This window comes from Collinsella sp. TF06-26, assembly GCF_002232035.1.
In the GTDB taxonomy this organism is placed as follows: domain Bacteria; phylum Actinomycetota; class Coriobacteriia; order Coriobacteriales; family Coriobacteriaceae; genus Collinsella.
Genome location: NZ_NKXR01000001.1, coordinates 179,234 through 191,250, shown reverse-complemented (window position 1 = coordinate 191,250; position 12,017 = coordinate 179,234). Strand labels below are relative to the sequence as shown.

Genomic DNA, 12,017 nt, shown 5'->3' with positions numbered 1-12,017 from the left:
GTTAAAGCTCGACGGTCACCGAAGCGGGATCCTCCCCCACCAGCTCGGCCAGCATGGGAAGTGCCACGGTAAGCGTCTCGAGAATCGTTCCGTTGTTGGAGAAACCGGCGGCAGCGGGATGTCCGCCTCCGCCAAAGGCAGCAGCGATCTCGGACACGTTGAGGTCGCCCTTGGAGCGCAGGTTGCCGCGCACCTTGGTATCGCCCTCAATGCCCTTCAGGAACAGACAGACCTCGACGCCCATCACCGAGCGCACCACGTCAACCAGACCGTCGCACTCGTCCGAGGTGACACCGCAGGCCTCAAGGTCACTCTGGTACGCGTAGCTATACGCGACGCGCCCGTGGGCCACCGTCTTAATGCGGCCCATAACGATGGACTTGAGGTGCAAAAACTCAACGCGCATGCTCTGGTAAACCTCGAGTGCCACACGCGCCGGATCGGCACCGTGGGCAACCAGACGCGAGGCTGCATGGAACGCGGCTGCATCGGCGTTTTGGTACTGAAAACGGCCGGTATCGGTAACCAAGCCACACAGCAGGCAGGTCGCAACGCCATCACGTGCGACAATGCCGCAATTGTCCAAGAAGCGGTCGATGATCATGGCGCAGGCTGCAGCTTCGACGCGCCTCAGGCTGAGCTCGGCAAACTCCTCGCGCGCCGGATGGTGATCGAAGCACACCACATGCTTGGAGCGACGAAGCACCTCGGCGGAATTATTGAGACGCTCGACGACCGGCACGTCCACCGAGATGAACAGGTCCGGATTGCCGGTATACGCAGATGCCGGTACCAGGCGATCGGAGCCTTCCATAAAGCGGTAGATGCGCGGAACCGGATCATCGTCTGCCAGCAGCAGGGCAATGTCCTTGTTAGGGAAAAACTTCATAAGCGAGAGGCCCAGACCCAACACGGAGCCCAGGGCGTCGCCATCGGGAGAAGTGTGTCCCGAAATCGCAATGGAGGACGCATCCTCGATGAGCTCGAGGATGCGTCGCTGAATATCTGCAGACTCGCACGAGGCGAGGTCGGCGGAATTAGTCATCTAAAGCTGCCTCCTGGGCGGCATCCGCTATCGGATAGCCGTCCTCGTCCTTTTCGATCGCAAGCGTGGCGGGAACGTTTTCCAGCGCACGCGTGATGCGCTCGGCCTCATCGGTCGAGCGATCGATGCGAAAATCGAGCTCGGGCGTAACACGCCAATCGAGCGAGCGAGCCAACAGGCTGCGAATACGGCCCTTGGCGCTTGCGAGCGCCTCCATGACCTCGTCGTAGCGGCTCGCATCGCACGACACGTACACACGCGCGAACGAACGGTCCACCGCGACCTCAACCGCGGTCAAAGTAACCAGGTCGAGACGCGGATCGGAAACCTCAAAGAGCAGGATATAACCAAGCTTCTCGCGAAGCTGCTCGCCCAGACGGCGGGTTGCCTGCGTTTGCTTCATAGCGCTACCCCCTACTCGGTACGGGCAACCTGGTCGATGCGGTAACCCTCGATCTGGTCGCCGGGCTTGATGTCCTGGAAGTTCTCCAGGCCAATGCCGCCCTCGGAACCGCTCTTGAGGCTCTTGGCCTCGTCCTTGTAGTGGCGCATCGAGGCGATCTTGCCGTTGAAGACCACGATGCCGTCGCGCACCAGGCGCACGGAATCGGTCGCGGCGATCTCGCCCTCTTCGACGCGGACACCGGCGGCGATACCGACTTTGGGCACCTTGAAGGTGTCCAGAACGGTCGCGGTACCCGTGGAGACCTCGACCTCGGTGGGCTTGAGCATGCCGATACGGGCAGCGTCGAGCTCCTCGAGGCACTTGTAGATGACGTCGTAGCAACGGATCTCGACGCCCTCGCGCTCGGCGGCGGAGCGGGCCTTACCGTCGGGACGGACGCCAAAGCCGATGATGATGGCATTGGAGGCGTCGGCCAGGACGACGTCGGTCTCGTTGATGGCACCAACGGCGGAGTGGATCGTGTTGATGCGGACCTCGGACTGATCCATCTTGTCGAGCGAATCCTGAAGGGCCTCGATGGAACCCTGGACGTCGGCCTTGATGATCAGGTTGAGCTCCTTGACCTCGGCGTCGGCAATGGTCTCGAAGAGGTTCTCGAGCGTGACGTGCTTGACGCGGCTCTGCTCCTCGATACGGGCCTTGAGCGAACGCTCGTCGGCGAGGGCACGAGCCTCGCGCTCGTCCTCGAACACGCGGAACTCGTCACCGGCGTTGGGCACGGACTGCAGGCCCAGGATCTCGACGGCGTCGGAGGGACCGGCCTCGGTGACGGCGCGACCCTTGGGGTCGAGCATAGCACGGACGCGGCCGTAGGTAAGGCCGGCGACCAGCGTATCGCCCACGTGCAAGGTACCGCGGGTCACGAGCACGGTAGCGACCGAGCCGCGGCCCTTGTCGAGCTTGGCCTCGAGGACGTTGCCGGAGGCAAAGGTGTCCGGGTTGGCCTTGAGCTCGAGCACGTCTGCCTGGAGCAGCACGGTCTCCAGAAGGTCGTCGATACCGATCTTCTGCTTGGCCGAGATGTTGACGAACATGTTCTGTCCGCCCCACTCCTCGGGGATGACGCCGTACTCGGTGAGCTCCTGGCGCACGCGGTCGGGGTTGGCACCCGGCTTATCGATCTTGTTGACGGCGACGACGATGGGTACGCCGGCGGCCTTGGCGTGGTTGATCGACTCGACCGTCTGGGGCATGACGCCGTCGTCGGCAGCCACGATCAGAATAACGATGTCGGTCACCTTGGCACCACGGGCACGCATGGCCGTAAAGGTAGCGTGACCCGGGGTATCGATGAAGGTGATCTTGCGGTCGTTGATCATAACCTGCGAAGCACCGATGGCCTGCGTGATGCCGCCCGCCTCGCCGGCAGCGACGCCGGTGTGACGGATGGCGTCGAGGAGGCTCGTCTTGCCGTGGTCGACGTGGCCCATGACGGTGACGACCGGTGCGCGCGGCTTAAGGTCGGCGGGATCGTCGTAGAACGAGAAGGTGTTCTCCTCCTCGGGGGTGATGATCTTGATCTGACGGCCCAGGTCGTCGGCAACGAGCTCGACGAGGTCGTCGGACATGGACTGTGTCATGGTGAGCGGCGTACCCAGCAGGAACAGGCGCTTGATGATGTCGTTGGCCGGAACGTCGAGAGCCTCGGCAAGCTCCTGGACCGTAACACCCTGGGAGACCTTGATGGCATCGAGTTCCTCGGGGTTCACGCCCTGGGCCAATGCCTCCTCTATCTTGCGCTCCTCCTGAGCCTTGGCAGCCTCGCGCTCACGCTTCTCCTTGCGCTTCTTGCGGCGACCGGTGGACTCACGAGAGGCCTCCTCGACGGCGGCACGAGCCTCCTCGAGCACCTTCTCGCGGCTGTACTCCTCGGCCTCGCGAGCCATGCGGCTGTAGTGGTCCTCTTCGTTGTTGTGACCGCCCTTGCGCTTCTTGCCCTTGCCCTGCTTATCGGGGTTGGGGAAGTCCATGCCGGCAGCGACGTTGTTGCTGGCGTTGGTGCGATGGCTGTGCGGACGGCTCTCGGAGGCGTTGCGCTCGGAGTTGTTGTCGGAAGCGTTGCGATCGTTACGACGGCCACCGCGGCGGTCGTTGTTGCCGCCACGACGGTTACCGCGCTCGGCGGCGCGCTCGGCCTTGGCCTTGTCCTCGGCGTCCTTCTTCTCCTTGAGCACGGTCTCCTGTGCGGCGATCTGGTCGAGCAGCGAACGGAAGCGCGAACCGGAGTCGGAAGCGGGAACGGCGCGGCGCTGGGCCTCGCGGGCAGCCTCCTCCTTCTCGCGGGCAAGGCGCTCCTGCTCGGCCTTCTTCTTGGCCTCGGCCTCGGCGCGGGCAGCCTCCTCGGCAGCCTGGGCTGCGGCAAACTGGCGGCGCTCCTCCTCGCGGGCCTTCTCGGCGGCGATGCGCTCGCGCTCGGCCTCGGCGGCGCGTGCGGCCTCCTCGGCGGCAGCTGCCTGCTCCTCGGCCTGCTTGGCGGCCTCGACTTCCTGAGCGCGGGCCTCGATCACCGAGGCGAGCTGCTTGCGGACCATGGCGACATAGGCGTCCTCCAAGGTGGAGGAAGCGGACTTAGCGGGAATCTTCATATCGGCGAGATGACCCATCAGTTCCTTGGAGGTCATGCCGAACTCTTTGGCCAGGGTGGACACACGGACTTTTGCCATATGACTTCACCTACCCTTTCTGGCACCTTGGGTGCCTAGAGACTGAACGAGCGTTGGAGACGCGCCGGGACCCGCCCGGCGCGACCGCGCGCTAGATCAGGTCCTCCGCATCATCGAAGGCGTCGGTGTCGTGGACACCGCAGAAACGGGAGCCGGGACGAGCCTGGTTGCGGCACTGGATGCCGTCCTCGGACACGTACTCGCAGCGGCGGACGTCCTCGTCCTCCTCGTCACCGATCAGGTCGGCGGCGGGCTCCTCGTGAACGGGAACGTTCTTGAGGATGTCGGCGGCAAGCGTCTCGGACTTGATGTCAATGTGCCAGCCGGTCAGGCGCGCGGCGAGGCGGGCGTTCTGGCCCTCCTTGCCGATGGCGAGGGACAGCTGGTCGTCGGGCACGATGACGCCGGCGTAGGCCTTCTCCTCGTCGATGAGGACGCGGGTGACCTTAGCGGGCGAAAGGGCGTTGGCGACGTAGACGGCAGGATCGGCATCCCACAGGATGACGTCGACGCGCTCGCCACGGAGCTCGCCCACGACAGCGCGAACACGGCTGCCCTTGGGGCCGACGCAGGCACCCACGGGATCCAGACGGTCGTCAAGCGAGTGGACGGCGACCTTGGAACGCTGGCCGGGCTCGCGGGCGATTGACTTGATCTGGACGGTGCCCTCATAGATCTCGGGCACCTCCTGCTCAAACAGACGACGCATGAGCTCGGGGTGGGTACGGGAGATGACAATCGGCGGACGGCTGTGCTCGCCACGAACCGGCTGCAGGTTGGAGTTGGGGTCGCGAACGTCGATGATCACGGCCTTGATATGCTGGTTGTGCAGGTAGCGCTCGCCCATCGGACGCTCGTTGCGCTCGTTCTCGTAACGGCGCTGATCAAAGTGCGGAAGCTCGGCCTCGACGCCTTCGCGAATCTTGACGATCGTGAAGTCGGGCGTGGACTGCAGCACGGTACCACTGATGAGGTCACCGATGCGGCCGGAGAACTCCTCATAGATCTGCTCGCGGGCGGAGTTGCGCACGATGGCGTTGATCTCGGCCTTGGCGTGCTGGGCAGCGATGCGGCTCGTGTTCTTGGGGGTGACGTCGATCTCCTCGAACTCGGTGAAGTTGCCCTCCTCGTCCATGGAATCGTCGATCGGCTCCAGGCGGTAGACGTAGATCTTGCCGGTGGTGCGGTCGATGGTCACCTTGGCGCCCCACTCAAGATGCAGGATCTCGGCATAGCTCTTGGCGAGCGACTGCTCCAGGCGGTCGATCAGGTAGAGCTGGTCGATGTGCTTCTCCTGGCAAAGCTCCATCAGGGCGGACATCATGTCGGATGCTGCCATCTTACTTTCCTTCCTTCGCGGGCTTGAAGTCGTAGGTGGGCTTCAACTTGCACTTTTTTACATCAGAGAAATCGAGGGTGACGGACTCGCCGTCCTCGAGCTCGAGGGTCACGTCGGTCTCGGTCGCAGCGGCAATCTTGCCGGCGTACTTGCGACGGCCCTCGGTAGCGGTGGAGGTGAGCTCACAGTTCTCGCCCACAAAGCGGGCAAAGTCACTCGGGCGGCGCAGCGGGCGCGCCATACCCGGGCTCGACACCTCGAGCGTATAGCTCGAAGAGATAGGGTCGAGCTCCTCAATCACATCGCCGACCCACTTGGTGTTGGCCGTGACGTCGTTGAGAGACAGGCTCTGACCCTCGGCACCCTCGATACGCACGCGCACGCAGGGGGCCTTGGTGGCGCCCACGAGCTCGACGTCGACGATGTCGACATCGTGCTGGGGAGCGACGGCCTCGAGCGCGTCGATGATCGCCTGCTCGGTCTTGGTCTTGACCATTGCGGCACCTCCATCCATACAAAAAAGAAGCGGGGCCGAAACCCCACTTCTTTCAATTACAACTTCATTTGCAAGCAAACTATACCAATAGCTGCGGAAACGCGCAAGCACAGTACGAATCTGCAGGTCAGCGTGCGCACAGGTTCTCCACAAGAATAGGACAATTGACCGAGGAGCCCCATGCGGCGCACCCTCAACAGCCCCAAAACGGGCCATGCGTCCCAGAGCGCCGACTGAATCGGGCCCTATGGGCATTCCATCCCTGGGCGCACATCGGCCAGACTAAAGCTGAGAGGCATTCTGTAGCGAGAAAGCCTGCCGCACGCATTGACCACACAACCTTCCAGTATCTCCACGGCAAGGAGGATCCATGGAACGCCTAGGCACCCTCTGCGCGACCGCGCTCGTCGTAGCTGCCTGTTCGTTCGCTCTGACGGCCTGCAACAACATCGATGGCAAAACCGGACCATGCGAACCGGATCTCGGCAGCACAAAAGCCATCGAGAAAACGACGTCATCGGAGAGCTTCGACAAAATTAACGAAGACATCGTCGATCCCCAGGGCCTGGGTCCCGATTCCCAAGAACAGTTCCCCATCGACCTTGAGGCAGACGAGAACGTCCATGTTACCTGCGTGGGCAAGGACACGGATGGCTACGGCGACGCCGTGTTGATCTTTGCGGTGACAAACAACACCGATGTCGACATGATGTTTGGCGATGTGGACTCCTATGCCTACGTCAACGGCGTGGTCCGCGATGTGCGCATGCGCCAGCAGGTCGCAGCGGGCGAGGAAACGCGCGCCATGCTCACCTTTGTAGGCACCTTCGACGACCCGGACTTTGATGTGAACAACGACCTCAACGACATCTACCTCAACATTTGGATGTTCGAAGAGGCAACGGGCAACGTTTACTTTAGGGACCTGGTACACATCCCGTAGAAGACGGTGCGACGCACTGACTAAGCAGGGCAGACAACACAAAACGAGGGACGACCCAACCGGACCGTCCCTCGTTTATTGCATGTCAGCTTTACGCGCAGCGCTTACTTGACCACCAGGTTGACCAGCTTGCCGGGCACGCAGATGGCCTTGACGACCGTCTTGCCCTCGAGCCACTTGGCGACGGCTTCCTCAGCGGCAGCTTGCATCTCCTCGTTGGAGGCGTCGCGGGCGACGTCGATGCGGCCACGGACCTTGCCGAGCACCTGGACGACGATCTGCACCGTATCCTCGATGGACTCGGCCAGGTCGAACTCGGGCCAGGCGGCGGTGTAGGCGTTGCCCTCGCAGCCGAGGGCCTCGTGCCACAGTTCGTCGGCCCAGAACGGGCAGATGGGGGCAAGGACGCTCACGATATCCTTAGCCACGCCGTAGCACAGCGCCTTGTCGCGGGCGGCACCCTCGGTGGCGTTGAGGTAGGCGCTCGCCGCGTTGACGAGCTCCATGACGGCCGAGATGGCGGTGTTGAACTGGCCACGATCGAAGTCCTCGGTGCACTTGGCGATGGTGCGGTGACGCTCGCGATAGAGCTTCATCGCGACCTCGTCGAGCGCGGACTTGTCGAAGGCCACGTTGGCGTCGCCGGACTGGACGAGCTGCCAAACGATACGCCAGGCGCGCTTGATGAAGCGGTTGGCGCCCTCGACGGCCTTGGGATCCCAGTCGAAGTCCTTCTCGGGCGGGGCGATAAACAGGATCGCCAGACGCATGGTGTCGGCGCCGTAGGGCTCGATGACCGAGCTCGGGGGCACGACATTACCCTTGGACTTGGACATGGTATCGCCGTTCTCGTCCTTGACCATGCCCTGGCACAGCAGGTTGGTGAAGGGCTCGTCCACGCTCAGCAGGCCCAGGTCGCGCAGCGCCTTGGTAAAGAAGCGGCTGTAGAGCAGGTGCAGAATGGCGTGCTCGATGCCGCCGATGTAGTTATCGACGGGCATCCAACGGTCGGCGGCCTCGCGGGAGAAGGGCAGCTCGGTGTTGTGCGGGTCTGTATAGCGCAGGTAATACCAGCTGGAGCAAGTGAAGGTGTCCATGGTATCGGTCTCGCGCTTGGCCGGGCGGCCGCAGACCGGGCAGGTGGTCTCGTAGAACTCCTTGCACTCGGCGAGGGTCTCGCCGGCGCCCAGGTCCAGGTTCTCGGGCAGCGTTACCGGCAGCTGGTCCTCGGGCACGGGCACGATGCCGCAGTGCTCGCAGTGGATGGCCGGGATGGGGTTGCCCCAATAGCGCTGGCGGGAAATGAGCCAGTCGCGCAGACGGAACTCGACCTTACGACGACCGCAGCCCATGGCCTCGAGGTCAGCAACGATTGCAGCCTCGCCCTCGGAGTGCTTGCCGCCGCGCATACCGGTGTACTTGCCGGACTGGACGAGCGTGCCCTCGGCAGCATGGGCGCAATCCCAGTCGACGGTCTCGGCATGGAAGGTATCGATGGTCTCGCCGCTGGCCTCGACGGCTGCGCGGTCGTCATCGTCCAGGATGATCGGCACGATCGGCAAATCATACTTGCGTGCGAACTCAAAGTCGCGCTGGTCACCGCAGGGAACGGCCATGACGGCGCCGGTGCCGTAGTCGGCAACAACGTAGTCGGCAACCCACACGGGGACCTTCTCGCCGTTGACCGGGTTCACCACGTAGCGGCCGGTAAAGGCACCGTGCTTCTCGAGGGTGCCCTGGGCACGCTCGACGGCGGAGATATGCTTGGAGTCCTCGACGATCTTGGTCACGGCCTCCTCGTACTCCGTACCAGCGACGAGCTCGTGCAGACGCGCGTACTCGGGAGCCAGGACAAAGAAGGAGACACCGAAGAGCGTATCGGCACGCGTGGTGAAGACGGTGATCTTGCCCTCGTCGCCCTCGATGGGCTCGCCATCCTGGTCGCACAGGGTAAAGTCGACCTCGGCGCCCTCGGAACGACCGATCCAGTTGGCCTGCATCTGCTTGACGCGCTCGGGCCAGCCGGGGAGCTTCTCCAGGTCATCGAGCAGCTCCTGAGAGTACTCGGTAATCTTGAAGTACCACTGCTCCAGGTCGCGCTTCTCGGGCTCGGTGCCGCAGCGCCAGCACTTGCCCTCGGTGACCTGCTCGTTGGCCAGAACGGTCTTGCAGGTGGGGCACCAGTTGACCGGGTTCTTCTTGCGGTAAACCAGGCCCTTTTCCCACAACTTCTCAAAGATCCACTGGCCCCAACGGTAATAATCGGGGCTGCAGGTCTTGACCATGCGATCCAGATCGTAGGAGAAGCCCATGCGCTTCATCGTGGCGAGAGCCTGGTCCATGTTCTTATACGTCCAGGCGGCAGCCTGCGTATTGTGCTTGATGGCGGCGTTCTCGGCAGGCAGGCCAAAGGCGTCAAAGCCGATGGGGTGCAGCACATCGTAGCCGCGCATGCGGGCCTGACGGGCCACGGCATCGCCGATGGTATAGTTGCGCGCGTGGCCCATGTGCAGGTCGCCCGACGGATACGGAAACATCTCGAGCACGTACTTCTTGGGCTTGCTGTCGTCGGTGTCGACGGCAAAGAGGTTGGAGTCCTCCCAGGCCTTCATCCACTTGGACTCAATGGCCTGCGCGTCGTAGGCAGGGATCTCATCCTTATGATCTGTGCAATCGCACATATCAGCTCCTTTAATCTTTAATGGGGTCGGTCGGCTTAGCTTTATTCGCTACTGCGGACAGTCCTGCGCAAGACGAAGAGCACATTAAGTGCTCTTCTTTGCGTGCGGAACTTGTAGCGAACAAAGCTAAGCCGCCCGACCCTAAGGTTGACTCGCATGATGATAGCAAATACAACAAGCGAGATGTCTGCGACTTGCAGGCATCTCGCTTTATCTAAATAACGTGGTTGATACTCAACCTTTATGTGCAGCTCTTATCCTATCGATAAGACACAGACTGCTGAGAGTCTTTCACGACAACGTCGTGGGCGCCGCCTTCGACGATGGAGGTGGAGCTGACCAGGGTCAGGCGTGCCTTTTCCTGGAGCTCGGGGATCGAGAGGGCGCCGCAGTTGCACATCGTGGACTTGACCTTGTAGAGCGTGCCGCCCACGCCGTCCTTGAGGGAACCGGCATAGGGAACGTAGGAGTCAACGCCCTCGACGAAGCTGAGCTTCGCCGCGCCGCCCAGGTCGTAGCGCTGCCAGTTGCGAGCACGCGCAGAACCCTCGCCCCAGTACTCCTTCATGTACTGGCCGTTGACGTTGACGCGCTCGGTCGGGCTCTCATCGAAGCGGGCGAAGTAGCGACCCAGCATCATAAAGTCGGCACCCATAGCAAGGGCGAGCGTCATGTGGTAGTCGTATACGATACCGCCGTCGGAGCACACGGGCACGTAAACACCGGTCTCCTCGTAGTACTCGTCACGGGCGCGGCAGACGTCGATCAGCGCGGTGGCCTGGCCACGACCGATACCCTTGGTCTCGCGAGTGATGCAGATGGAACCGCCGCCGATACCGACCTTGATGAAGTCGGCACCGCAGTCGGCCAAGAAGCGGAAGCCCTCGGCGTCGACGACGTTACCGGCACCGACCTTGACGTCCTCGCCGTAGTTGGCGCGAATCCACTCGATGGTGCGCTTCTGCCACTCACTGAAGCCCTCGGAGGAGTCGATGCACAGGACATCGGCGCCAGCCTCGATGAGCAGCGGCACGCGCTCGGCATAGTCGCGGGTGTTGATACCGGCGCCGACCATATAGCGCTTGTCGTTATCGAGCAGCTCGTTGGGGTTGGTCTTGTGGCTGTCGTAGTCCTTGCGGAAGACGATGCCCATAAGGTGATCGTTGTCGTCGACGATCGGCAGGGCGTTGAGCTTGTTGTCCCAAATGACGTCGTTGGCAACCTTGAGGCTGATGTTCTTGTCGCCCACGATGAGCTGCTCACGCGGGGTCATGAACTCGGAAACCTTCTTCTGGTGGTCATCGCGGCTGGGGCGATAGTCACGGCTGGTGACGATGCCCAGGAGCTTGCCCTTGGGAGTGCCGTCGTCGGTGACCGGCATGGTGGAGTGGCCGGTCTTCTCCTTGAGCTCGATGACCTGTTCCATGGTCATGTCGGGGGTCAGCGTGGAATCGGACTGAACAAAGCCGGCCTTGTGATCCTTGACGGCCTTGACCATGGCGGCCTCGGACTCGGGGGTCTGAGAACCGTAAATGAAGGACAGGCCACCCTCGGTAGCGAGCGCGACACCCATGTCGACGCCCGAGACGGACTGCATGATGGCGGAAACCATGGGGATGTTCAGGGTGATTGCCGGCTTCTCACCGCGCTTAAAGCGGGTTAGCGGCGTCTTAAGAGAGACGTTGTTGGGGATGCACTGCGAGGACGAATAGCCAGGAACCAGCAGATACTCCGAAAACGTGTGGGACTCACCGGGAAAGAACGTAGCCATGTTTCTCCTTTTTCCATGCGACCGGTCGGCTGCAGGCCTCATAGGACCCAGCCCAACCTTGGGCGCCCAATACTGGGGAAGTATCTTAACGCACTTTGACTGCTACAATGCATGATTTAAGAAGAGCACACGAGGGTTTGACGCAGGCTTTGCGTTTACCCAGCAAACACTTTAGCGGGGAGATGCGGAGCACATGGAGTACAAGACGACGGCAAAGTTGGTCATTCAAGCGTGCGACAAAGACCTGCCGGGCGTCTTCGGCCACGGCTGCGTCTTGTTGCTGCAAGGTATCGCCCGCGAGCACTCGCTCAACCGTGCCGCCAAGAGCATGGGTATGGCGTATTCCAAGGCCTGGCGCATCGTAAACGAGGCCGAAGGTCAGCTGGGCTGCAAACTCATCGAGCGCGACGGCGCCCGCGGATCCACCCTCACCCCCGCCGGCGAGCGGGCCATAGCGGTCTACGAGGAGCTGCAGACCGACATCAACAACGTCATCGCCACCAAAGCCAACGACCTCATCGCCAGCATCAATGCAGAGTAGTCCTTTTAGGCGGTTTTTAGCCCACAGCGCCCTCGGGTTGAGGCTCGCGCCACAAAACGGGCCCATCTACTA

The 12,017-nt window shown here is 62.3% G+C and carries 9 protein-coding genes; 2 read left to right on the top strand and 7 right to left on the bottom strand.

Annotated elements, in window-relative coordinates; genetic code table 11:
• Position 1 precedes the first annotated feature (1 nt).
• From CHY22_RS00770 to rimP, 5 genes are all read right to left on the bottom strand, one after another.
• Positions 2-1,045, bottom strand: coding sequence for a DHH family phosphoesterase (locus CHY22_RS00770; protein ID WP_089571696.1), 1,044 nt, complete (start codon positions 1,043-1,045; stop codon positions 2-4).
• On the bottom strand, positions 1,038-1,448 hold the full coding sequence (gene rbfA / locus CHY22_RS00765; protein ID WP_006234038.1) for a 30S ribosome-binding factor RbfA: 411 nt from the start codon (positions 1,446-1,448) through the stop codon (positions 1,038-1,040). The genes CHY22_RS00770 and rbfA overlap by 8 nt, the downstream gene beginning before the upstream one ends.
• Positions 1,449-1,459: 11 nt before the next feature.
• Positions 1,460-4,174 (bottom strand): translation initiation factor IF-2, encoded by a 2,715-nt coding sequence (gene infB / locus CHY22_RS00760; RefSeq protein WP_089571695.1) that lies wholly within the window; start codon positions 4,172-4,174, stop codon positions 1,460-1,462.
• A gap of 91 nt (positions 4,175-4,265) precedes the next feature.
• The gene (nusA, locus tag CHY22_RS00755) at positions 4,266-5,513 is read right to left on the bottom strand and encodes a transcription termination factor NusA (protein WP_006234042.1); all 1,248 of its coding nucleotides are present in this window, start codon (positions 5,511-5,513) and stop codon (positions 4,266-4,268) included.
• A gap of 1 nt (position 5,514) precedes the next feature.
• Entirely contained in the window at positions 5,515-6,009 is a 495-nt protein-coding gene (rimP, locus tag CHY22_RS00750; protein ID WP_089571694.1) for a ribosome maturation factor RimP, read from the bottom strand.
• 370 nt (positions 6,010-6,379) lie between these two features.
• Between rimP and CHY22_RS00745 the strand changes: the two genes are divergently transcribed.
• Positions 6,380-6,952, top strand: a complete 573-nt coding sequence (locus tag CHY22_RS00745; RefSeq protein ID WP_089571693.1) for a hypothetical protein — start codon at positions 6,380-6,382, stop codon at positions 6,950-6,952.
• 104 nt (positions 6,953-7,056) lie between these two features.
• On the opposite strand, the gene leuS is transcribed toward CHY22_RS00745, so the two are convergent.
• Entirely contained in the window at positions 7,057-9,633 is a 2,577-nt protein-coding gene (leuS, locus tag CHY22_RS00740; protein WP_089571692.1) for a leucine--tRNA ligase, read from the bottom strand.
• Positions 9,634-9,892: 259 nt separating this feature from the next.
• Positions 9,893-11,404 (bottom strand): IMP dehydrogenase, encoded by a 1,512-nt coding sequence (locus CHY22_RS00735; RefSeq protein ID WP_089571691.1) that lies wholly within the window; start codon positions 11,402-11,404, stop codon positions 9,893-9,895.
• Between the two features lie 193 nt (positions 11,405-11,597).
• Here CHY22_RS00735 and CHY22_RS00730 point away from each other — a divergent pair, with 193 nt between their 5' ends.
• The gene (locus CHY22_RS00730; protein WP_089571690.1) at positions 11,598-11,945 is read left to right on the top strand and encodes a LysR family transcriptional regulator; all 348 of its coding nucleotides are present in this window, start codon (positions 11,598-11,600) and stop codon (positions 11,943-11,945) included.
• The last annotated feature ends 72 nt before the right edge of the window (positions 11,946-12,017 follow it).